This window comes from Prosthecochloris sp. (assembly GCA_015482705.2).
Classification (GTDB): domain Bacteria; phylum Bacteroidota; class Chlorobiia; order Chlorobiales; family Chlorobiaceae; genus Prosthecochloris.
Map to the genome: position 1 here is coordinate 1 of JADMLA020000020.1, position 23,188 is coordinate 23,188.

The 23,188-nt window shown below is 47.3% G+C and carries 23 protein-coding genes and 1 tRNA gene; 12 read left to right on the forward strand and 12 right to left on the reverse strand.

Annotated elements, in window-relative coordinates:
* Positions 1-2: 2 nt before the first annotated feature.
* The 3 genes from QZ209_RS04005 to QZ209_RS04015 form a co-directional block, all read right to left on the reverse strand.
* Positions 3-512: a GNAT family N-acetyltransferase gene (locus QZ209_RS04005; RefSeq protein ID WP_294344899.1), complete on the reverse strand. Its 510-nt coding sequence runs from the start codon at positions 510-512 to the stop codon at positions 3-5.
* Positions 513-551: 39 nt separating this feature from the next.
* The gene (locus tag QZ209_RS04010) at positions 552-1,328 is read right to left on the reverse strand and encodes a class I SAM-dependent methyltransferase (RefSeq protein WP_294344901.1); all 777 of its coding nucleotides are present in this window, start codon (positions 1,326-1,328) and stop codon (positions 552-554) included.
* Between the two features lie 594 nt (positions 1,329-1,922).
* Entirely contained in the window at positions 1,923-2,648 is a 726-nt protein-coding gene (locus QZ209_RS04015) for a segregation/condensation protein A (protein ID WP_294344902.1), read from the reverse strand.
* A 78-nt stretch (positions 2,649-2,726) separates the two neighbouring features.
* Between QZ209_RS04015 and QZ209_RS04020 the strand changes: the two genes are divergently transcribed.
* Complete coding sequence (locus tag QZ209_RS04020; protein WP_294344903.1) at positions 2,727-3,272, forward strand: tetratricopeptide repeat protein; 546 nt, start codon at positions 2,727-2,729, stop codon at positions 3,270-3,272.
* 133 nt (positions 3,273-3,405) lie between these two features.
* Here QZ209_RS04020 and QZ209_RS04025 read toward each other — a convergent pair whose 3' ends face one another.
* The 3 genes from QZ209_RS04025 to QZ209_RS04035 all read right to left on the reverse strand — a co-directional run bounded on the left by QZ209_RS04025 (position 3,406) and on the right by QZ209_RS04035 (position 6,338).
* The gene (locus QZ209_RS04025; protein WP_294344905.1) at positions 3,406-4,329 is read right to left on the reverse strand and encodes a C1 family peptidase; all 924 of its coding nucleotides are present in this window, start codon (positions 4,327-4,329) and stop codon (positions 3,406-3,408) included.
* Between the two features lie 326 nt (positions 4,330-4,655).
* Entirely contained in the window at positions 4,656-4,997 is a 342-nt protein-coding gene (locus tag QZ209_RS04030; RefSeq protein ID WP_294344907.1) for a P-II family nitrogen regulator, read from the reverse strand.
* A gap of 12 nt (positions 4,998-5,009) precedes the next feature.
* Positions 5,010-6,338, reverse strand: a complete 1,329-nt coding sequence (locus tag QZ209_RS04035; protein WP_294344909.1) for an ammonium transporter — start codon at positions 6,336-6,338, stop codon at positions 5,010-5,012.
* Between the two features lie 362 nt (positions 6,339-6,700).
* Here QZ209_RS04035 and QZ209_RS04040 point away from each other — a divergent pair, with 362 nt between their 5' ends.
* A complete protein-coding gene (locus tag QZ209_RS04040) occupies positions 6,701-6,973 on the forward strand; it encodes an RNA-binding protein (RefSeq protein WP_294344911.1) in 273 nt (90 codons plus the stop codon).
* A gap of 121 nt (positions 6,974-7,094) precedes the next feature.
* On the opposite strand, the gene QZ209_RS04045 is transcribed toward QZ209_RS04040, so the two are convergent.
* The 5 genes from QZ209_RS04045 to pyrF form a co-directional block, all read right to left on the reverse strand.
* Positions 7,095-7,607, reverse strand: coding sequence for a mechanosensitive ion channel domain-containing protein (locus tag QZ209_RS04045; RefSeq protein ID WP_294344913.1), 513 nt, complete (start codon positions 7,605-7,607; stop codon positions 7,095-7,097).
* 93 nt (positions 7,608-7,700) lie between these two features.
* Positions 7,701-8,195 carry a ferritin-like domain-containing protein gene (locus tag QZ209_RS04050; protein ID WP_294344915.1) on the reverse strand — a complete coding sequence of 165 codons (495 nt, stop codon included), beginning with the start codon at positions 8,193-8,195 and terminating at the stop codon, positions 7,701-7,703.
* A 97-nt stretch (positions 8,196-8,292) separates the two neighbouring features.
* Positions 8,293-9,231, reverse strand: coding sequence for a TIGR01777 family oxidoreductase (locus QZ209_RS04055; protein WP_294344916.1), 939 nt, complete (start codon positions 9,229-9,231; stop codon positions 8,293-8,295).
* Positions 9,232-9,431: 200 nt separating this feature from the next.
* On the reverse strand, positions 9,432-11,276 hold the full coding sequence (gene glmS, locus QZ209_RS04060) for a glutamine--fructose-6-phosphate transaminase (isomerizing) (protein ID WP_294344918.1): 1,845 nt from the start codon (positions 11,274-11,276) through the stop codon (positions 9,432-9,434).
* Positions 11,277-11,355: 79 nt separating this feature from the next.
* Positions 11,356-12,180 (reverse strand): orotidine-5'-phosphate decarboxylase, encoded by an 825-nt coding sequence (pyrF, locus tag QZ209_RS04065; RefSeq protein WP_294344980.1) that lies wholly within the window; start codon positions 12,178-12,180, stop codon positions 11,356-11,358.
* Positions 12,181-12,427: 247 nt separating this feature from the next.
* On the opposite strand from pyrF, the gene ftsH reads away from it, so the two are divergent.
* Both ftsH and QZ209_RS04075 read left to right on the forward strand, forming a co-directional pair.
* Positions 12,428-14,515: an ATP-dependent zinc metalloprotease FtsH gene (gene ftsH / locus QZ209_RS04070; protein WP_294344920.1), complete on the forward strand. Its 2,088-nt coding sequence runs from the start codon at positions 12,428-12,430 to the stop codon at positions 14,513-14,515.
* Positions 14,516-14,618: 103 nt separating this feature from the next.
* The gene (locus tag QZ209_RS04075; protein WP_294344922.1) at positions 14,619-14,894 is read left to right on the forward strand and encodes an acylphosphatase; all 276 of its coding nucleotides are present in this window, start codon (positions 14,619-14,621) and stop codon (positions 14,892-14,894) included.
* A gap of 295 nt (positions 14,895-15,189) precedes the next feature.
* On the opposite strand, the gene QZ209_RS04080 is transcribed toward QZ209_RS04075, so the two are convergent.
* Positions 15,190-15,263 (reverse strand) — tRNA-Val (locus QZ209_RS04080).
* Between the two features lie 155 nt (positions 15,264-15,418).
* On the opposite strand from QZ209_RS04080, the gene QZ209_RS04085 reads away from it, so the two are divergent.
* The 8 genes from QZ209_RS04085 to QZ209_RS04120 all read left to right on the forward strand — a co-directional run bounded on the left by QZ209_RS04085 (position 15,419) and on the right by QZ209_RS04120 (position 23,053).
* The gene (locus QZ209_RS04085) at positions 15,419-16,567 is read left to right on the forward strand and encodes a 1-deoxy-D-xylulose-5-phosphate reductoisomerase (protein ID WP_294344924.1); all 1,149 of its coding nucleotides are present in this window, start codon (positions 15,419-15,421) and stop codon (positions 16,565-16,567) included.
* Positions 16,568-16,667: 100 nt separating this feature from the next.
* The gene (gene rseP, locus QZ209_RS04090) at positions 16,668-18,032 is read left to right on the forward strand and encodes an RIP metalloprotease RseP (RefSeq protein WP_294344925.1); all 1,365 of its coding nucleotides are present in this window, start codon (positions 16,668-16,670) and stop codon (positions 18,030-18,032) included.
* 30 nt (positions 18,033-18,062) lie between these two features.
* On the forward strand, positions 18,063-19,136 hold the full coding sequence (gene prfA, locus QZ209_RS04095) for a peptide chain release factor 1 (RefSeq protein ID WP_294344927.1): 1,074 nt from the start codon (positions 18,063-18,065) through the stop codon (positions 19,134-19,136).
* A 45-nt stretch (positions 19,137-19,181) separates the two neighbouring features.
* Complete coding sequence (locus QZ209_RS04100; protein ID WP_294344929.1) at positions 19,182-19,784, forward strand: DUF1997 domain-containing protein; 603 nt, start codon at positions 19,182-19,184, stop codon at positions 19,782-19,784.
* Positions 19,785-19,812: 28 nt separating this feature from the next.
* Positions 19,813-20,841: a TrkA family potassium uptake protein gene (locus QZ209_RS04105; protein WP_294344930.1), complete on the forward strand. Its 1,029-nt coding sequence runs from the start codon at positions 19,813-19,815 to the stop codon at positions 20,839-20,841.
* Positions 20,838-21,356, forward strand: a complete 519-nt coding sequence (locus tag QZ209_RS04110) for a nitroreductase family protein (RefSeq protein ID WP_366515742.1) — start codon at positions 20,838-20,840, stop codon at positions 21,354-21,356. Before QZ209_RS04105 ends, QZ209_RS04110 begins: the two co-directional genes overlap by 4 nt.
* A gap of 164 nt (positions 21,357-21,520) precedes the next feature.
* The gene (locus QZ209_RS04115; protein ID WP_294344932.1) at positions 21,521-22,714 is read left to right on the forward strand and encodes an ArsA family ATPase; all 1,194 of its coding nucleotides are present in this window, start codon (positions 21,521-21,523) and stop codon (positions 22,712-22,714) included.
* A 204-nt stretch (positions 22,715-22,918) separates the two neighbouring features.
* Complete coding sequence (locus tag QZ209_RS04120; protein ID WP_294344934.1) at positions 22,919-23,053, forward strand: entericidin A/B family lipoprotein; 135 nt, start codon at positions 22,919-22,921, stop codon at positions 23,051-23,053.
* The last annotated feature ends 135 nt before the right edge of the window (positions 23,054-23,188 follow it).

A 23,188-nucleotide genomic window follows, 5' to 3' on the forward strand; every position in this document is an offset into this window, starting at 1 on the left:
CTTCATCTCAACCACTCCTCATCCAAAAGCCCAAAGAGAATAACGTCATCATACGTACCATCAAGTTTCCTGGCCTTTCGTTTTCGTCCCTCTTCCAAAAAACCGAAATAACGGTAAAGCCTGACAGCCACGATATTCGAAGCGAAAACTTCGAGCTCGATACGTTCAAGTCCGTTTCTGAAGGCCAGCGGCAATGCTTCGGCAAGGAGCTTTTTTCCTATACCCCGTCCTCGATACTCAGACAATAATCCCATGCCCAGACGTCCGCAGTGAGTAAGTCCTTCAAAGGAATACGGCGTTATATCACACCAGCCGACAACCGAATCCCTGTTTACAGCCACAAGGTGCGCGCCACCTGCATTCCTGACGAACCGAATGAACTCGAGGGTCTCTTCTACGGAAAAACCTTTGGTATCTGCGAGAAACAGTCGTTCACGTGCGACGCTATCGACGCAGACAGAAACCTGCGAGGCATCGTTTTCATCAGTGAGACGGATTACAATGTCAGTCATTCCCGACATAACGTTGCGGTTTTCTCGAGCAGTAAGATTTCACTTTTCAGCCACCAGATTGATCCGCCTGAACGTCTCGAAACACGTTCCATCACCCTGCAGGGTTTCTTCTACCATACGCCCCACGACATAATCACGGAACGAAGCCCGCTCTTCTTCCGCAAGATAAGGCAGGAAAGGTACGAGGCTTGGCTGGTCAACCCATTTGATCATGATCTCCTTATCGGGAAAGTAACGGTCTGCATTCTCTCCCCATACATTCACCTTGAGTAATCCGCTGGATTCACAAAGAGTGATGTACTCGTCAACCGAAGGCATGTACCACGGCCACTCGAAATCAGTGAAATATACCATGTAGCGTTCATGTGCAATCGCTTCCTGAACGACCTTGAAGAAGTTTCGGCAGTTACCTTCACCTGCGAAGTTGAAGCGGATCCTGCCGCCGGGGCGAAGTGCACGGAACACGTTCTGCAACAGTTTTTCGTGATCTTTTATCCAATGAAGTGCCGCATTTGAAAAAACAACGTCAAACTCCTCGCAGTAGTCAAGATAGTTGATATCCTTCAATAGGAACTGAAGGTTTTTCTTCGCTTTAGGAATTGCAGCATCGATCATTCCCTTCGACGCATCGATACCGATAACGTTTCCCCTTGGCAGAAGCCCGGCAATCTGTAAAGAGAGAACACCATCGCCGCACCCCAGATCGAGAACACGCTCATCACCCTTTACATGAAGCTCCTCGATCAATCCAGCCACCCATTCCTTCTGATGAGAAGACGCTTGCTCATACTTCTTCCCGTCGAACTCATATACCATTGCCGCACCCAGCCTATTGAACGATAATTACATGGTTAGATATATCATTAATAGTAATCATAATAACACCACTATCCACGTTTTCCCTATCATCCATCCATCCTGTTTGCGCCTTGAGAAATTCATAGAGAATCCTTCGAAGAGGGAACATTGAAAAGCCTGTTGCAATTGGATCGAGAGCAATAGAAAAGGCACTGTCATCCGTCCCCTGCAACTGCCCGGTTGTTCTTGACAAGGGGTGGATGACGGATGCGTCGTTTGTTCCGGCTTCACCTGTTTTTTTCAGAAAATGGACAACGTGGATACCGACAGTGCTATGCTAGGGGGATCCGCCATCAACTCTTTCCCTCTTCGCAAACAGTCGCGACGAGAAGAATCAACCGGTGGAATGGCATCGACATTATCTCGATGTCTCCGTGACTCTTTCACAAAAACACGGTATACCCCTGTTGCGCACCGATGTCATGGACACCGAATCCTGTACCGAGAAGCTTGTAATATGGGCTGGAACTGTCCTTGAAAGACCCTCCGTCACACTACGCTGAACGCATCCTCTGCATAAGGAGTGTCTTCATGGCCCAACCCGGGGAATACTTACAAGCACTGCTTTCTCGACATCCAGAAATCGTCACACCCCTCCTTGACGATTACAGCAATTTTCTGGCCGCGGCAGAGTTCGAGCACGGCAAGAAAGGTGACAACAAGCACGAGAGGCTCCTTGACTCCTTCGAGCACCGTTCTGAAAGAGATTTGTATTGTTTCCTGCAACTTCGTGAGAATCATCCCGCACTGCTCGTCGACGGTTACCGGAGCTTCATCGACATTCTGTACACGAACCCGCGGCATTTTCTCGAGCACCGATTTGTAAGTCATAATCAAATGATAGAGCGTCGGCCGGTTAACCGGCTCATCGAGTTCATCGATAACTTCAGGCTCGAACAATTCATAATACCCCCGGGAAAACATGGTGCTCCTTGTCTCTTCGAGTGAGCGCATTTTTTCTGCGCCTTCCTTGATTCTTTTATATTCTATCAATCGTTCTACCAGTTCTGTTCTGGGATCGAACTCGGAAGCGTCACCTTCTTGCGGAATTTCATTTGGCAGAAGCATCCTGGCCTTTATACTCATCAAGAGCGAAGCCATGTAAATGAATTCAGCAGCCACTTCGAGATTGAGACTCTGCATGGCATCGAGGTAATCGATAAAATCTTTGGTTATTTTAGAAATAGGAATATTATAAATATCAAGCTCGTCCCGCTTGATAAAGAAAAGCAGCAGGTCAAGCGGTCCCTCAAATTCTTCAAGGCTTATTCGAAACATGCAGGCTTATGCTTTGGACAGGTTTGGTGTAGAAATAAAATAGGAAATACCGTCGAAATAGTTTTAGCTCCTATGTATATGATGCGTAGTCTTACTCCATATATTCTAGCCACGCTTTTAAGCGGCTTTATTGCATGGACACCGCTCCTTGCCGACTCTCCGAAACAGTCTTTCGACAAGGGATACCGGCAACATCTCAAAGGAAACCATGCTGATGCCGTAAAATATTATACAAAAGCGATAAAGCGTAAACCCTCATACGCCCAGGCCTACCTCATGCGAGCCGCTGCCCATCATTCCATGAAAGAATACGAATCGGCGATGAAGGACTATACCAGGGTCGTCGAATCGGGCGATAACTATTTCAAGGCTGTCGGTCACTTCAACCGTGGCGTGGTCCAGTACGATATCGGAAATTTCAATGCCGCCATTACGGATTTCACCTGGGCGCTATCCTATGATCACAAGATGGCTGCAGCCTACCTGCACCGCGGCATTGCCAAGAGACGAACCGGCGACACAAAAGGACAGGTTCAGGACTTTGTCTACGCTGCCCGTTCTGGAGATTCCGAAGTAAGAGGGTGGCTCGAAAAGCATGCTCCTCATGTTCTCGGAAGAAAATAAACCCTGTTATTGTTGAATTGTTGATCTGTTTAACTGTTGAGTTGTTGCAACAGTTAAAAAACTGTCTTTTCGTCTTTATTAAATAACAACTCAACAATCCCGACTTGTCGGGCAAAACAAATCAACAACTCTTTTACAGTCCGAACTGCTTTGTATCGACCATCTCCATGCTCAAAATCGACCAGAAATCAACGGCCAGTCCTTGTAAGACATACTCGTAAGGCAACCAGCCATACCCCTTATCACCCCAGCTCGTTCCCCAGGAGTTCCTTATGAGCAGCGCACCTTTTGTTTTCTTGTTGCAACGAGGATTCTTTATTTCTTTTTTATCATCGAAGCCAACGGCCACGATTGCATGCCCCCATTCCGCCTTTTCATTAACACAGGGAAAGGGGATACACCCATCTTCATCAGTTTCATCAAACGATGGAAACCCATAGAATCCAAACATCGAGGGAATACCCGCAGCCAAATACTTTTTTATGCTTTCGAGTACATCCTTAAAATCGATATTTGAACCGAGAGGATCGTGACAAAAATATTTCAGCGCCTCAAAATTATCTGCGACAGCATAGACAAACCCGGTAGGCTCCTTGTCAAAGTCCGGATCGATATCGGTATACTCCCAGTAGCTTTCATGGGGAACACCGCACAGGACAAGAGCTCCCATGGTATTTCTCAACCATGCACCTGTATCACCGTCAGCTTTCATCAGGTTTCGGGTTGTTTTATACACAAAGAGCCTTGAACCGTCAATATGATCGTCAAAAGCTCTGCGCTGCAGGTATTCGATCACTCCCATAGCTGCATGTGCCGTACATGACCCAATGCTGCCCTGATTTTCGACTTTCGAGCACCACTCCCTCAGATCAATCACATCAGGGACGGCTGTTTTCATCGCCTTGGCACTCTGTTTCAGTTTCAGCTTTTTTGACATTTCGGCAATTTCAGGAGTTTCTACCGTATAATCCCTCAAATCAGGCATGGGGGGAAGCCATCCTGTCCCCAATGTTACCGGGGAACCACCGATATGCAGATTCACCTGTTTGGATACCACAACAACCTCCTTTATTTCGAATGTTGATGAACTAATCCCGCACAAAAAGCCGCGGTGTCGAAAACAGCTTCTTTGAAAGCAGGGGACAGCAAGCGTATTGTAAATAATACGAAAAATTTTCAACCGGCTGAACCATCATGCAGCTGTTACAAAGAAAAGAGGTTACCTCAAAAACGTCTCATCGATGATAACGACATGAGAAAAAAGAATGGCAGAAAAAGAGGCGGCTTACACGAGGCGGCCACTACCGGAGACGTATGCATGGAGACCGATCGTCATGAAGCAGTCCTTTTGAGACTGCCTCTTGACAATTTACTGTGGAAACTCTATATGGCTGTTCCACCGCGTTCTCCGGTCCTTATCCGTACGCACTCTTCGAGAGGGCTGACGAATATTTTTCCGTCACCTACCTTTCCACTTCCATGCCTGGCCGACTCTACGATAGTATCGATCGTTGCATCGACAAACGCTTCATTGACGGCAATTTCGATACGAATCTTGGGAATCAGATTGGGAACAATTTTCCTGCCACGATAAATATCGATATCCTCCTGTCGTCCGTGACCGGAAATTCTGCTGACTGATATTCTCGTAATATCCGCCTGTATCAGGGCCTCCCGAACAGAATCCAGCTTGTCTTCCTGAATTATGGCTGTTATCAGCTTCATAGTGATTGAGACTTAGTTAAGATTGATAAGACCATAACCGTGCTCCCCATGAAGACTCTGATCGAGACCAGTCATTTCGCCGGTCTCATTCAAACGGAATCCAACGGTTTTTTCTATTGCAAACACCAGTATAATCGTTACGACTGCGGCGTACACGATGGTTATGCCAACGGCAGCTGCCTGGACTCCCAGTTGATCCCAGATACTCCAAGCACCACCTGCAGCGATTGCGGCTTCGGTCATCCAGCTGTCTCGAATAAAAAAGGTCAAAGTAAGCGCTCCGACAATTCCACCGATACCATGAATACCGAAAGCATCGAGACTGTCGTCATAACCAGCTCGGTTTTTCACCTGAATGGCAAGGAAACAGAAAAGCGAGGCTGCCGCACCGATCACTATTGCTCCACCAGGCTGCACGACGCCGGCTGCAGGAGTTATGGCAACCAGACCGGCGAGAATCCCGGAAACCAAACCAAGGCTAGTCGCTTTTTTGTAGAGAACGGCTTCGATAATGATCCAGGCAAACGCTCCGGCTGCCGCTGCGACCTGGGTTACGGTAAGCGCTCTGCCTGTATCGAGATCGCTAGCAACAGCACTGCCGGCATTGAACCCGAACCACCCGACCCAAAGGAGACCAGCTCCAATCAGAGTCATAACAAGATTGTTGGGATGCATGACGTTTTTCGGATATCCCCGCCTTGCCCCCAAAAACAAAGCGGCAACAAGAGCACTGACTCCCGAAGAGATATGGACGACAGTACCTCCAGCAAAATCAATCGCCCCTGCTGGCCCCATATTGAAAAGGAAACCGTCTTCAGCCCAAACCCAATGACAGATTGGACTATAGACCATGATACTCCACAATGCGATAAAAAGTACATAACCTCTGAAACTTACCCTTTCTGCAAAAGCACCGGCAATCAGAGCAGGCGCGATAATTGCAAATTTTCCCTGAAACATCGCAAAAACGTATTCAGGAATTCCCGAATCGAGGATAGACTCGTCGATACCTCTCAAGAGAACATAATCAGGGTTCCACCCCACAAGCCCACCCAGGACACCCTGACCGAAACTGAGAGCATAACCTATCGTCGGCCATAGTACACCGATAATCACCATAGCGGCAAAACTATGCATCATGGTACCCAAGACGTTTTTTGTTCTCACCAACCCGCCGTAAAACATCGCAAGCCCCGGAACCATCAACAACACAAGCGTCGTTGCCGTAAGCATCCATGCCGTTGTCCCCGAGTCAGTAACTTCTCCCGATGCCCAAACCGTATCGGCAGAAGAAATAACCAGAAGCAGCAGAAATCCTGCCGCCGTCAGCTTTTTAACCATAACTGAAATATTTAGAAAAAATAAATTGCCTTATTTTTTAAACCCGAAGCGATAAATTTAAAAAAATATTAAAGCAAGGCAAATACAAAACAAAAATTAGTTACCACTATGTCGATAAAAACACAAAAACGTAACCATCATACATCCGATCATGAAAAAAATCACAACCGAACCGGTCACCAAAAAGACGCAACGCTGTTTTTTACAAAAGCGAAACTTTTTCTTTTTGAAATCCGCAAATCTGAAGAGTAAATTAAGGTATCAGCCAATGGTTGGCTGATCGCTGCCGGATAACTTGTGCTTTGGCTATTCGAGAGTGGCTCTCATTCTATCAAAGCACGTGTTACTTCGATATCAAAAAAATGAATATTTACATTGGCAATCTGCCTTACAGCATAACTGAAGATGAGCTTCGTGATAAGTTCACTGAATTCGGTCAAGTAGACAGAGCGAATATTATCAAAGACAAGTTTTCAGGCCGCTCGAAGGGCTTTGGATTCGTTGAAATGCCAAACGATGGAGAGGCACAAAGTGCTATCGATTCACTCAATGATACTGACTTTAACGGCCGTTCGATCAAGGTGAACCAAGCAAGACCTCGTGAAGAACGCCCCCCTCGCAGGGATAATTACTGATCTCGATTATCAAGCCACAATACTGGTATAGTTGCCGGTGAAGCGCCGGCAGCTTATATACGGCGAGCTTTTTCCCTCGGTCAAATAGCCTGCAAATGGTCTATGCCTCTAAATCTTGTTTTTACTCCGAGGCGACGATGATGGTAGGTTTTTGCATGACCAGATTATTTGGGTAAGAAATAATCTGTCCATTTGAATTCCTGATTTTGAGGTAAAACATCTTTATATCCTCAATACGACCTTCGGTACCATTTTCGCCCTCGACGATTCTGATCGTATCTCCGATCTTGTAAGGGGCTGTGAAAAATATGATAAATGATGCCGTTATGTTACTGAGGATAGACCAGTTCGCAAACAGCCCGACACCAACAACTGCAAATAGCGATGATAAAATCACAAGAGCCGCCTGCAGATCGATTCCCCATATTAGTACGATAGAGGTCAGTAATGTTGTTACATAAAAAACTTTGAAAAACTTTTTGATGTACAGCAGCCGCTGATCGGGAAATCGCAGCTCTTGACCATAACGTTTAAGGCTCTTCGCCGTTGCAATCTGTAAAACCGCATAAATGATGAAGGCAATGACGGTAGCGACGATATTGATAGATATCTCGGTATCAAATATAGTTTTCATAGCAGCATAAAAAAGCAACTGAGAACACCTTCATCAACAGGCCCTCAGTTGCTGCAAGTTTCGTAATCAAGGCATGGGAAATCTTCCTGCCTTTCACTTTTTCAGTATTACCCCTAGATCCACCAGAAGGGCCTGCAAATCTTCTTCATGCTCGACCTCATCTTCAAGAATCTGTACCGCGATATTGTATGTCACAGGATCTTTCATTCCAATTTCCGCTATAATACTGTTGTAGATTGAAATGGCACATTGTTCACCGGATATGTTCTGCTCGAGAACCATCTCTACAAAAGGATTTTCCGGCGCTTCGTACCCGCAATTTGTCCACTCAAACCATTGTTTTGGAGATATCAGCGGCGTACCACCAAGCTGTATGATACGATTACTGACCATATCGGCATGGCGCAGTTCATCGGCCGCATGCTGCATGAGCTCGGCAATGACAGCATCCTTCATCGGGCCTTCGACAACCTTGGCTCCTATCCAATACTGATAGTAGGCTAGCCATTCATCGGCAAACGCCTTGTTGAGAAGCTCAAGCACACGGTCAAGATGTTCACCGACAATTTCACGGCCTTTGGTTCCCATGTAATCCTCCTTTTATTTGTTTACACAGTTAAGAAAAAACATTTAATCCACCGTCATTTTTCACCGGGCACAAACCAGAATACATTGCATTGAAACATCACTTGTTATGCTCTATTAAATCCGCCAACGCCTCTTGGAGTGAAGGGTGCGCAAAACGGTAACCATGATCATGAAGAAACGAGGGGCTCACCTTCTGCCCCTTGGTTGCATATTCGGCCCCCTCACCCATAAGAATCTGCAATGCAAATTTTGGAACCTGAAGCAGTGAAGGCCTGGATAAAACAGTCCCCAACGTCTCCGCAAAAGTCCTCATCGAAACAGACCGAGGACCCACGAGGTTTACCGGTCCGTTATATGAAGCATCCTCCATGGCTTTGCGTATGATTGCAACTTCATCATCGACATGAATCCAGGCAATACACTGATCACCTGAACCGACCGGACCACCAAGAAAGAGGTTGAAAGGCAGAAGCATCTGCTGGAGCATCCCCCCTCTGGTCGAGAGCACAATTCCTGTTCTCAGCAACACCAATCGCACGGTATCGGAAATGTTACTGGCCGCTTTTTCCCAGTCAATACAGATTTTTGCCAGAAAATCATCACCTGCTGCTGCACTTTCATCCAGATCATCCGTATCATTGCAGCTTTCGAATGCTCCGTAGTATCCTACTGCAGAAGCAGAGAGAAAAACACCTGGTTTTATTTCGGCAGCCTTGATAGCCGTGACGAGGTTCTTTGTACCAACGACCCTCGAGTTATAGCATTCAACCTTGTGCTCTTCTGTCCATCGACCCTCGAGGAGCGGCTTACCCGCCAGATGCACAATAGCCTTGGCACCACTGATGTACTCTGTCCACGCCCCTTGTGTTGTATTATAATTCCATGCGGCATAGGCCGCAGCACCCGGGACTTTTGAAGAAGCGGTTTCAGAAGAGCGCGAAAAAACAACGACCTTTTCACCTTCGGCAATCAACTGATGAGCAAGCTCTGAGCCGATTACTCCTGTTGCACCGGTGATGACAACATGACCTTCCATGGTGAACCTCGTTTTTTGAGTGGTTTGAATGCTTAAGGCGTGTATCTATCTGTACTTGTTCACCAACCGCCGTGCCAGGATAATAATTCCCCGAGAGCACAAACGACCGATTGCCAGCAGCCATCAACCGGATCCATCGGGCTCAACGAAGCAGTATAAGGTTTGCGACAACCGGTCTTACCACTCGTTTCTCGCGATAGCTATTCCACCGTTACCGATTTGGCAAGATTTCTCGGCCGATCGACGTTACAGCCTCTCAAGGTTGCAATATGGTAGGCCAGAAGCTGCAATGGAATAACGGAAAGCAGTGGAGTCACGGGTCCTGATGCAGCCGGAATATAAATAACGTGATCCGCGAGCCTTGTTATCTCGTGATCTCCTTCGTTGGCGATAGCGATGACCTTCCCTTTACGGCTCCTGACTTCTTCGATGTTGCTCAGCACTTTGGCATAGGAGTTATCACGGGTTGCGATAAAAATAACCGGCATATCCTCGTCAATGAGAGCTATGGGACCATGTTTCATTTCCGCAGCTGGATACCCCTCGGCATGAATGTAGGAGATTTCCTTTAGCTTTAGCGCTCCTTCGAGCGCGACAGGGAAATTGTAGCCCCGTCCAAGGTAGAGGAAGTTCCGTGCCTCCTTGTAGCTGTTTGCAATCTCGAGAATAAGATCATTGTGCTCGAGAATTCTCGCCACTTTTTGAGGTACTTTTCCAAGATCTTTCAGATACAACTTGATCTCGTCACGGGACATGGTACGCCCCTTGCTCAGTGTCAATGCAAGAAGATAAAGCACGGTGACCTGGGCGGTAAACGCTTTGGTCGAGGCCACACCGACCTCGGGACCAGCATGAGTGTAAATGCCGCAAAGCGTTTCACGAGCGATTGTCGAGCCGACAACATTGCAGATCCCCATGACCAGAGCACCTTTTTCTCTTGCAAGACGTAAAGCTGCAAGGGTATCTGCCGTTTCACCGGACTGTGAAATGACAATCACGACATCGTCCTTGGTTATCACCGGATTACGGTAACGAAACTCTGAAGCGTAATCAACCTCGACAGGAATCCTTGCAAATTCCTCGATAAGGTATTCCCCGATCAAACCGGCATGCCAACTTGTTCCGCATGCACAGATAATAACCCTGCTCGAAAGCTTGAGGCGATCGAGATAATCCTCGATGCCGCCAAGGTGGACTTGGCCCTCTTCAATCCTGACACGTCCCCGCATAACATCCTGAAGAACCGTAGGCTGCTCGAAAATTTCTTTGAGCATGAAGTGTTCGAACCCCCCTTTTTCTATCTCGGCAAGTTCGAAATCAAGCTCACTGACATGCTTTTCCCGAGCAATATTCTCGATGGTTTTGATGATGTAGCCGTCTTTTGAAACAACCGCCATTTCACCATCTGAAAGATAGATCACCTTTTTGGTATGCTCCACGATCGGAGCGGCATCGGATGCAATAAAATATTCTCCATCGCCTATACCGATCACCAGCGGGCTTCCTTTGCGGGCAACAACAATTTTATCGGGCTCTCTCTCTGAAATAATGCATAAACCGTAAGCGCCCTCTACATGATAGAGCGCTGAACGAACAGCTGCTTCCAGCCCCATGTCCGGATTTCCAGTCCATATGTTATCGATAAGATGAACAAGCACTTCGGAATCGGTATCACTGCCAAACTGATACCCTTTAGAAATCAATTCTTTTTTGATAGAAGAATAGTTTTCGATAATGCCGTTATGAATCAACGCCATACTGCCATCGGAGCTCAAATGGGGATGAGCATTGCGATCACTCGGATCACCGTGGGTTGCCCAGCGTGTATGACCTATACCGAGGGTCGCCCCCTGCAGGGAATGATTCGAATCGGAGAGCGCCTCTTTGAGCTTACTGACGCTCCCTTTTTGTTTATGAACCCAAAGGCCGCCGTTAAGAACAGCAACCCCCGCAGAATCGTATCCGCGGTACTCGAGACGCTGCAGACCGTTCACCAGAAGTTCCGCAGCATCTTTTGAACCAATGTAACCAACTATTCCACACATAAATCCAGGGTTTGTAGAGACCTCGAGTCTCGGTTGGGGGAGGATTATATCCGATACCGGTTAGTATACAAAAACCTGCTCAAAAAATACTCTGCATTTCATTATGCAATCGTGCGGCTTTCATGCTCACCGCATTTTCAAACGATTCGATTGAATCAAAGTTACCTTCAGGGTAAATAACCCCCCTGCTGACGTTAATAAGCGCTGCCTGGCTGTTTTCATCCACCCCGAATGCAGCAGACTCCTGTAACGACCCGCCCTGGGCACCAACACCGGGAATCAGGAAAAACAGCCCCGGCGCAGTTTTACGAATCTCTCTGAGCTGACTGCTTTTCGTAGCACCCACCACGACACCCGCATTACCGTTCCGTTCCCATCCCTGGACTTTCGAAAGAACAGCCTGGTAGAGTGAGGCTCCCGACTGCAACTGCTGCTCTTCAAAATCAGCAGAACCGGGATTCGAGGTCAGGCAAAGCACGAAAATCAGTTTCTGGTCATATTCAAAAAAAGGGTCGAGTGAATCCTCCCCCATATAGGGAGCGACCGTTAACGAATCGAAACCCCAGTGGTCGAAAAAAGCTTCGGCATATTTCCTGCTGGTATTGCCGATATCAGCGCGTTTTGCATCGGCAATGGAAAGGCTCTCGGGAGGTAGATTTTCCAATGTACTCTGCATATCGAGAATACCGTCGATTCCTCTCGACTCATAAAAAGCCATATTGACTTTATACGCTACAGCGTGCTCCCTGGTAGCCCTTATGACAGCGCGGTTGAACTCGAGGACAGGCCGTTGCATTCTATGGAATAATTCCGGAATTTTGCCGGGATCGCTGTCAAGGCCGACACACAGCAAAGATTTCTTCGACGAAATCTGTTCATTAACCTTGCTTCTCGCTGCATTCATGGATATATTCATAGCTTTTACTTATTGGACATGATGTATTGGAAACCTTTCCCGTTTCGCTGATCTATCTAAGCAATAGAGAGCAAAAATACAAACAGGCAAAACCCTCGCCAAAGGAGGGGATGTTTCAGGGCTCAGAAACTTATTAAGCTTCTGAAGCATTGAAGCTATGTTTGATAATCCGGGTTCAATACTGTTTTTCTTACTGTTAGCAATTGAACATACTTGTAACTTCTTTAAAGAATAGATGCCAAACAATCTTTTTAAACCGCAGAATCCTTATAAAAACGATCCTGAGAACAACGAAAAAAAACCGAAATTCTCGCTGGTTTACTATATCGTTATCGTACTTATCCTTATCGGACTGCAACTTGCGTTCTTCTGGTCCGGCACCAGTGAGGAAATCACTTACAGTACGTTCCGCAAGTATATAGAAGAAAATAAGATAGAATCGGTTAAAATTGCTCCTGAACGCATTTATGTAAATCTGAAACCGGGAGTAACCTCAACAACCGGTACGAATGGGAACAATAATGATCCAGGCTCCATTTTTCCCGGCACATCGTCCGAATCCAGAGAGGTATATGTTGTTCCTGTAAGAGACGAAGAACTCATCCAGCTCCTCGAGACGAAAGGAATCCGCTACCAGGGTATACCGGGCAACACATGGATCGGGGAATTGCTGCAATGGGTTCTGCCATTTGCATTGCTCATCGGAATCTACTTTTTCGTTTTTCGCCGTCTTGGCGGACCGGGATCGCAGTTCATGAATATCAGCAAAAACAAGGCGGCTCTCTACGAAAACCTTGATGAACATACACGAATCACCTTCAAAGACGTTGCAGGGCTTGACGAAGCAAAAGCCGAAGTTATGGAGGTGGTGGATTTTCTCAAAGACCCAAAAAAATATACCAAACTTGGAGGCAAACTACCCAAAGGGGTTCTGCTCGTAGGCCCTCCAGGTACAGGTAAAACGCTTCTCGCAAAAGCCGTTGCCGGTGAAGCTGACGTTCCGTTTTTCAGCATCAGCGGTTCGGATTTTGTGGAAATGTTTGTCGGCGTTGGCGCTGCTCGTGTCCGCGATCTTTTCCGCCAGGCAAAGGAAAAAGCGCCCTGTATCATCTTTATCGATGAAATTGATGCCGTAGGACGAAGCCGGGGTAAAGGCATGATGATGGGGGCCAACGATGAACGAGAGAATACCCTGAACCAGTTACTGGTTGAAATGGATGGTTTCGCAACCGACAAGGGCGTCATCCTCATGGCAGCGACCAACCGGCCGGATGTATTGGATAACGCTCTACTCCGTCCGGGAAGATTCGATCGCCAGATCATGGTAGACAAACCGGATCAGAAAGGCCGTATCGACACGTTCAGGGTCCACACAAAACAACTCTCTCTTTCGCCTGACGTCAATCTCAAGGTGCTGGCCTCGCAGACTCCGGGATTTGCGGGAGCAGAAATAGCCAATGCTGCCAACGAAGCTGCCCTGCTTGCATCGAGGAGAGGAAAACAAAGCATCGAGATGAAAGATTTCGAAGATGCTATCGAACGTGTCGTTGCCGGACTGGAAAAAAAGAACAAGGTTATCAACCCGCAAGAAAAGAAGGTCGTGGCCTATCACGAGTCTGGTCATGCGATCATCAGCTGGATGATGGCGGAAAACGATGCAGTCCAGAAAATATCCATCGTCCCCCGAGGTATGAGTGCTCTGGGGTATACGATGAATCTGCCTCTTGAAGACCGCTACCTCATGACAAAGAACGAGCTTTTTTCGCGAATCTGTGGCCTGCTCGGTGGAAGAATCGCAGAAGAAATCATCTTTGAAGAAATTTCAACCGGCGCTCAGAACGATTTGGAAAAAGTCACCGAAATAGCCTATAACATGGTTGTCGTTTACGGCATGAGTGAAAAGCTGGGCAACATATCCTATTTCGAAAGCAACAATCCCTATTACGGTGGGCCTGGTGTTGACAAGAAATATAGTGAACACACCGCTCGCCTTATCGACGAAGAGGTTCACTCGATCATCGATAATGCACAGCAGCGGGTTCGTGAGATACTGACCGAAAACCGCGATAAGCTTGAACTTCTTGCAAAGGAACTGCTTGACAAGGAAGTGCTCCATTACTGCAAAATCGAAGAGATTCTTGGCAAGAGACCGGCAGGTAACTCGTTCCACGACTTGACCCATGAGTGTGGAGACAAGGCCGTGCAGGAGAAAGAGGAAAAGAACACCAACAACGGCAAACAAGTTGTCGACGCAGACGAGCTCCGCACCCTTGAAGAAGCTGTTGAAAAAATAAGGCAAAACAAAAGCTCAGGGGAAAACTGATCGATATCTTTTCTGTCATTTACCGTGCCTCCCGTGAGAAGCCTCGATTTCTCAGGGCAGCATGGGCTCAATACCGCATGACAGACACGGAGTAACAGTAACAATGGAAAAACGCGTTCTCATAAGGGTATATGGTCTGGTGCAGGGAGTAGGTTTCAGAATGTTTGTAGAGCGTTCAGCCTCTCGCCTGGGATTGAGCGGATGGGTAAGGAATATGCCAGACGGAACTGTTCAAATTGACGTACAAGGCCCTGTTGGGCTGGTCGAAGAACTCCTCGATGATGCGAAGATCGGACCACCAGCATCAAAAGTATCCTCGCTGGATGTGGTTGAAAAGCAACCAGATTGTACTCGGAACAGTTTCGATGTTTTGATATAAATGGGCCTGTTTATCGACAATCTCCTTTGTTGCAAAACCCGATCACCTCGTCAGACAGATAGCCAATGCCTATCCACCACACACTCAGCTTGCCGATAGCGTCTATGACTGTTTCTTGCTGAACCGCCGTAACAAAAAAGACAAACCGCGCAGAAAACCCTATGCCACCGAAAAAGGCAATGTTAACCGATAGGAATAGTTAGAGAACAACCCGGGGCATGAAAGAGACACAGTGTAGTCCTCAGATATTCGGATACTGTTGGAATATATACTGGCCCGAGCTGGGGAAGAAGAGTGGGTCCCGAGGGAGTCGAACCCCCGACCTACTGGGTGTAAACCAGTCGCTCTAACCAACTGAGCTAGAGACCCATACCAAAGGGACGATAGTATACGACTTTTTTATTCAAGGTCAAAACATTTTTATAAAACAAAGGCTTCGCGCAAACCTGAAAATTTGTAACCCGTCTTGAAAAAGTATAAATTCAGGCCGGAATACCCGTGATTTAAAGCAATTTTCCAACACCATGAAATCATTATCCATCCTCGGCAGTACAGGCTCTATCGGCTTGAGCACACTTGATGTCGTCCGGCAGCATCCTGAAAAATTCAACGTGGCAGGCCTTGCCGAAGGCCACGACGTTACCCTGCTTGCAGAGCAGATCAAGGAGTTCAAACCAGGCATTGTTTCTGTCAGGGATGAAGAATCGGCAGGGCAACTGCAAAAACTGCTTGGTTCCGACAAGCCAGAAATACACTGGGGAATAGAAGGTGCTGCAGCGGTAGGTGCGGCAGAAGGTTCAGAGATGGTCGTATCGGCAATCGTCGGTGCTGCCGGCCTAGTTCCAACCGTCAGCGCAATACAAGCCGGCAAAGATATCGCATTGGCCAACAAGGAAACGTTGGTTGTCGCCGGACAGCTTGTTTCTGATCTGGTAAAACAACACAATGTCACTCTTCTCCCGGTAGATAGTGAACATTCCGCAATCTTCCAATCGCTTGCCGGACACAGGACAGAAGATATTGAACGTATTATTCTGACCGCATCGGGAGGACCGTTCAGACAAACCTCCGCAAAGGAACTGCAAGATGTAGGTCCTGAAAAAGCTCTGAAGCATCCACAGTGGTCCATGGGAGCAAAAATAACCATCGATTCCGCCACGTTGATGAACAAAGGGCTCGAAGTTATCGAGGCTCACTGGCTATTCGACATGCCTGTAGAAAAAATAGGTGTGGTGGTTCATCCGCAGAGCATCATTCACTCGATGGTGGAATACATAGACGGTTGTGTCATGGCACAGCTTGGAGCACCGGATATGCGGGCACCCATAGCCTATGCAATTTCCTGGCCCGAACGGTGTGAAAGCGGTATCAAAAAGCTCGATTTGACTCAGGTGGGGACGCTCACGTTCGAACAACCGGACATGGAACGTTTTCCCGCACTTCGTCTTGCATTCGAAGCGTTGAAAGCCGGTCAGACATTTCCGGCTGTACTCAATGCGGCAAATGAAGTTGCTGTAGCCGCATTTCTCGGCAAGAAAATAGGATTTTCCGACATACCTGCAATTGTCGACAAAACAATGCAGGAACATGATGCCTATACTCCATCCTCTCTCGATGAGTATCTGGCTGCCGACAAATGGGCTCGCGACAAGGCGGTAGCGATGACAGCATAGCTTTTTTGTAATTATATAACGATAATATGAATCGGCATTCCAAAACCACCGTTATGAACGGCTTGTGGAATAGCCAGTCTTGAAGGAAACAAATCAGATCATGGACTTTTTAAGCACGACGTTTTATTTTATCATCGCGATTTTCATTCTTGTTACCGCTCACGAGCTCGGGCACTTTCTTGCTGCCAAGCTTTTCGGCATGCGGGTTGACAAGTTCTACATCGGGTTTGATTTTTATAACCTTCGTCTCTGGAAAAAGAAAATCGGAGACACGGAATATGGCATTGGCGCATTCCCTCTGGGCGGATATGTAAAAATCGCCGGTATGGTGGACGAAAGCCTCGACACCGATTACCAGAAATCCGAACCTGAACCATGGGAGTTCCGGGCGAAGCCTGTCTGGCAAAGACTCATTGTTCTTGCCGGCGGTGTTGCAATGAATATGGTTCTTGCCGCTGCTATATTTATCGCCATGGCTTCGGTTTTCGGAGAAAGCAGAACCTCCGTCATCAATCCCGCCTATGTTGAAAAAGGTTCGGTTTATGCGTCGATGGGTATGCAAACCGGCGACCGTTTTGTCGCGGTGAACGGTAAACCCGTACAGTACTGGGAAGAAGTGCTCTCTCCGAAAAATTTCGCAGGCCAGACCCTGACCTATACGATACAGCACGATGAGGGCCGCAAAACACTGCAGGCACCTGCCGACATTCTTACCCGTATCAACGAAAATCAGGCTCTTGGCATACGCCCGCTGATGGCCCCGGTAATCGATCAGGTACTTGGCAACCAGCCTGCGGAAAAAGCAGGATTGAAACCCGGAGCACTCATTACCGCAATCAATGACAAATCCGTTGATGACTGGACAGAAGTTGTCGATATCATCTCCGCAAACCCCGGACAAACAATATCGGTAGCATGGAAGTACCTTGCACCTCCAGCCGTTGACGGTACGGTCGATGTATCGAAAATCCGGGAATTCGGTACACAAAGCGTTTCGGATATTGTCCCGACGTCCACAGGAAAAATCGGTATAGCCCTGAAACAAACGCTCGTTATAGATCATCGGCATCTTAATCCGGCCGATGCAACCGTTTACGGTCTGGAACAAACATGGAATCTAACCGTTACAACCGTTCAGGGATTTGGCAAAATCCTCACCGGCAAGGAAGATTTCCGCAAATCCCTCGGCGGGCCAATCAAGATCGCAAGGATAGCCAACCAGAGTGCCGAACAGGGATTGAGCAGTTTTCTTTACTTTTTGGCTCTCTTGTCGATATCTCTTGCGTTCATCAACATTCTTCCCATTCCAGCCCTGGATGGAGGACAATTTGTCCTTAATGCCATTGAAGGCATCATAGGCAGAGAGATTCCTTTCCAGTTAAAAATGAGAATTCAGCAGATCGGCATGGCATTGCTCCTGACGCTCTTTTTATTTTTCATCATCAATGATATCATCAATCCTTGAGAACAGGGTATAGGGAGCAGGAACTCGATTATGCTTGATAAACTTGAGTCCATAAAGGACAAATATCTCCGTGTTGAAGAACAGCTTTCCGACCCGGAAGTCATCGCTGATCAGCAAAGATTCAGAAAGCTCAACAAGGAGTATAGTGACCTCAAAGAGATCGTCCAGGCATTCGATAGCTATAAATCCAACAAGCTGCAGCTCGAAGAGGTACGCCAGATGGTAAGGCAGGAAACCGATCCTGAAATCAAAGCACTTGCGCAGGCTGAGCTTGAAGCGCTTCAGGAGCGCGAACCGGAGCTCGAGCAACAATTGAAAATGCTCTTACTGCCGAAAGATGAAGCCGACTCGAGGAATGTCATCATTGAGATACGTGCAGGAACAGGAGGAGATGAAGCCGCGCTGTTTGCCACCGATCTTTTACGAATGTATCAAAAGTTCGCGGAGCGCAACGGCTGGAAATACGAGGTAATGGAATTCAGCGAAGCAAGCATACCTGGTGCCTGCAAGGAAGCCATGCTCAGCATAAGCGGTCATGACGTCTATGGCACCATGAAGTTTGAAAGCGGAGTACACCGCGTCCAGAGAGTCCCGGAAACAGAGACCCAGGGAAGAATTCACACTTCTGCTGCCAGTGTCGCGGTTCTCCCTGAAGCTGAAGAGGTCGATATCGAGATCCGCAAAGAGGATCTGCATATGGACACTTTCCGAAGTGGAGGAAAAGGCGGACAAAATGTCAACAAGGTCGAAACAGCAGTCCGCATTACCCACATTCCGACAGGGATTGTCGTAGCCTGCCAGGAAGAACGCTCCCAGCTTCAAAATCGCGAGCGGTCGATGAAAATGCTTCGGGCAAAACTCTATGATATGCAGCTTGCAGAAAAAGACAAGGAGCGGGCCGATTTGCGGAGATCGATGGTCACAACCGGTGACCGCAGCGCCAAAATCCGTACGTACAACTTCCCGCAATCACGGGTAACCGACCATCGTATCGGCTTCACGAGCCATGCTCTGCCCCAGATACTCGAAGGAAACCTCGATGAAGTCATAGAGGCCCTCAAACTTCATGAACAAACTGCGCGCCTGCAGGAGGATGTCACCTGACACAGGCCTGAATCATACACATAGATAACAACATCGTCATAGAACATGGAAGCACATGGGCACACCAAAGGAGAATATCTGTTTCACGCCGATCTCGAGAAAACTTCCTCCTATCTTGCCGATCAGGAAAAAGTCATGGCCTTCAATCCTTTCTGCGAGCAGATAGAAACAACCGAAATCGATAATATTTTCCGTTGGCATTTTCAGGTTACCGATCCGCGTAACAACCCTTTTCAGGTCATCTTTTTTGTCGAACAGCATGACGAGCTGCTAGTTTCACTGCCCGATGACTATCCTTATGAAGACGGTATGACTCTTCCCGATGATATTATCCGGGAATATACGATTGGGAAAAAAATCCGCTGGACACCCTATCGGGCAGAACAGGAGATCCGCGATCCCGACAACTATGTTTTTGAGGGAAAAGTCAATGCTGAGATGTCACTTCATGAACACCGTGAAAACCAGACTCAGGTCAGTTTTACCATGGACGTTGACATAACCTTCGAACTGTACCCGATTTTCAGAATATTTCCAGAAAAGATCATAACAAGCATGACCAACGCAGGAATGTCGCTAATCATGCAAATGTCAACGAATCAGATGTTCCAAAGCATCCTCAGCGACTTCAAAACCGTCCATCGCTGATGTAGTTGGGTCTTCAGCAGGAGAAATCGTGGCCAGAGATACACAGCAATTCACGACACTTCGCCGTTTCTCAGGTTTGATCATCACTCTTTTCTTTCTTATCTGGATCGGCGTCGCCGGTTACATTTACATCGAAGGGATGACACCTGTCGATGCGTTATACATGACGGTCATTACGCTCAGCACCGTCGGCTTCAGCGAGGTTCATACTCTCTCTGAAGCAGGGCGCCTGTTCACCTTGGCACTGATCATCGGAGGAACAAGTTTATTTTTCTTTACATTGAGCAGTGTCGCCACCTTTTTCCTTTCCGGAGAATGGCGCACACATTGGGAACAACAACGAAACCTTCGTATGCTCCTTAACCTCGACAACCATTACATTATCTGTGGTTACGGCCGGCTCGGTTCAAATGTCGCCAACGAACTGCAGGCGAAAAATATCCCTTTTGTCGTGATCGATACCCTGAACGAGCAGGTCGAACTTGCCCGTAAGCTCGACTATATCGCTCTTAAAGGCAATGCTGCCGACGAAAAAGTGTTACATGATGCCAGGATTGAAAACGCAAAGGGTTTGATTGCCGCGGCAAACACCGATGCAGAAAATGTCTTTATCGTGCTGACCGCGAGGAACCTCAAACCTTCACTACACATCATAGCCAGAGCCGATTGTGAAAAATCGGAACACAAGATGCATCGTGCCGGGGCAGAGCATGTAGTGCTGCTTTATCAGTCAGCCGGTAGAAAAATGGCAAACATGCTGATTGAACCCGACCTTGCCCAGTATCTCGATGAACTCATCGACACGAAAAAACTTGACCTTCAGATAGCTCAGTTCATAATCACTGAAACATCACCACTCTCAGGCAAAACATTCCGCGAAGCCGACCTCTACAACAATTACCAGATCAATGTGGTTGGCTACAAACTTCCTGCAGGAGAGATACATACAACGCCGAAACCGTCGGAAGTTATTCAGAAAAACGCTACAATCATTGCAATAGGATCCCCGAAAGAACTCAAAAACTTCAAAGAACTGGTTAAAGGAGAGCAAGCATGATGGACTTTTACGAATTGGTACAGAACCGCAGCAGCCTCAGAAGCTATAGTAAGGACAAGCCGGTACCGAACGAAATCCTTCAGCGAATTCTTTCCGCAGGGCAAATGGCCCCTTCAGCAAAAAACCTTCAACCCTGGACATTCAAGGTGGTCAGTTCACCGGAAAAACTTGCCGCAATCTACCCCTGCTATCCTGCCGACTGGATTCAGACCGCTCCTCACCTGCTTTTCGTTACCGGGCGACGAAATGAAGCCTGGGTGAGACGTCACGACGGCTATAATTCAATCGAAACCGATCTTGCAATCGCGATGGACCATATCATCCTTGCAGCAACCTGGGAAGGTGTTGCCACCTGCTGGATTGCCGCCTTCAAGCCTGATCTTCTACACAAAGCACTTGACCTGAAGGATAACGAAGAGATATTCACCTTTACCCCACTAGGATTCGCCACTCCCGATGCACAACCATTCCCCAAAAAAAGAAAAGCCTTGGAAGACATTGTCGAGTTCTTGTAAGCCTTCTATCCGCTTGCAAACGCTTTCAATGTCATCTTTTGTTTTTTTCCCGGTCTTATGGCCCTGTCTTTACCCATAAGGCTTAGAGCTCCCCGTGAGAATTTTCTGCAGTGCAAAACGGTTGTTCTTGTATCTATCGTAGGCGCAACGCAAAGGGAGCCACCATGAGAAATATCGTTTTCACCGGAAAAGGCGGTGTCGGAAAAACAACCATCGCCGCCGCGACAGCGCTCAAAGCTTCTAAAGCTGGACATAAAACCCTCGTCATTTCAACCGATCCCGCGCACAGCCTTGGAGACTCTTTCGATATCGAACTTGGAGCCGCTCCTGTTAAAATTGCCGACAATCTTTTCGGTCAGGAAGTCAGCGTTTATGGTGACCTGACCCTCAATTGGGAAATCGTCCGTGAGCATTTCGCTCACCTCATGGAGGTACAGGGAATAAAAGACATCTATGTCGAGGAGATGGGTGTCCTCCCCGGTATGGAAGAGCTTTTTTCCCTCTCCTATATAAAAAAGTACAACGAGTCGAACGACTATGACCTCCTCGTTGTCGACTGCGCTCCTACAGGAGAGACACTCCGCCTACTCTCTATTCCTGAAACATTTGGCTGGATGCTCAAGCTCATCCGTAATCTGGAAAAATATGTCGTTAAACCGGTTATCCGCCCCATCTCGAAACGAGTCGGGAAGCTGAAGGATATCGTTCCTGAAGAGGAGGTCTATAGCCAGGTCGACAATCTCTTCTCTTCGGTAGACGGCATAATAGACCTTCTGTCGGACAGCAATAAAACGACTGTTCGCCTGGTCATGAATCCGGAAAAAATGGTCATAAAGGAGTCCATGCGCGCCCTTACGTATCTCAACCTTTACGGAATAACGGTCGATCAGATTATCATCAACCGTGTTTTTTTCGAAGAGGTTGACGGACAGTATCTCAGCGAATGGAAAGAGATCCAAAAAAAATATATCGATCAGATCGAAAAAACCTTTTCACCGATCCCCATCGCGGAAGTCCCTTTGTTCAGAAAAGAGGTTGTAGGCCTCGAAATGTTGGAAAACGTGGGAAATATCGTCTACAGTGCAACAAATCCAATGGATATATTGTACCAGGAAGAACATGTAGATATCCAGAAAAAAAGCGACGGACAGTATACCATGAAACTCCGTGTACCTTTCGTTTTCGACAACAACATGGAAGTAAACATCGTTCAAGTTGGTGAACTCATGACCGTCCGTATCGGTAATTACCAGAAAGGAGTCATATTGCCTGCTTTTCTTGCGGGACTCCGTGTCACGAGTGCCAATTACGAAGAAAAATGGCTTGCCGTCAAGTTTGCAACCAAAGAAAACACATAAGCAACAGCCAGGGCTAAACGCTGTATACGATATAAACGCCATCACAAGCCAGAACCAGCCATTACCCCCCTTTCAACACGTCAGAAAAGAATGACAAACCGGTTGCCAGAATTCCGATCGTTTCCTAAATTTTCACCTGAAGCCCTAAGTGACCGTTATGTTGCACACGCAAGCAATTTCACGAAAGTAATCAGAGTAGGTTTTATGAAACAGATCGTCTTTATACTGAACATCGCACTCCTTCTCATCATTTCATCATGCAATACTATTGAAGGTGTCGGAAAGGATGTTGAATCAGCCGGTTCGGCCATAAAAGAGTCGGCCCAGAATAACAAGTAACATCTTTGACGAACAACTATGGCCTGCTCTCTCCGATAAAGCACTGTTTTTGTATCCTCATCGATAGCTCATTGATAACTCTCTCCACCCGAGGCTTGCTACAGCGTAACCGTTTCGATGCCCAAAACAATGCCT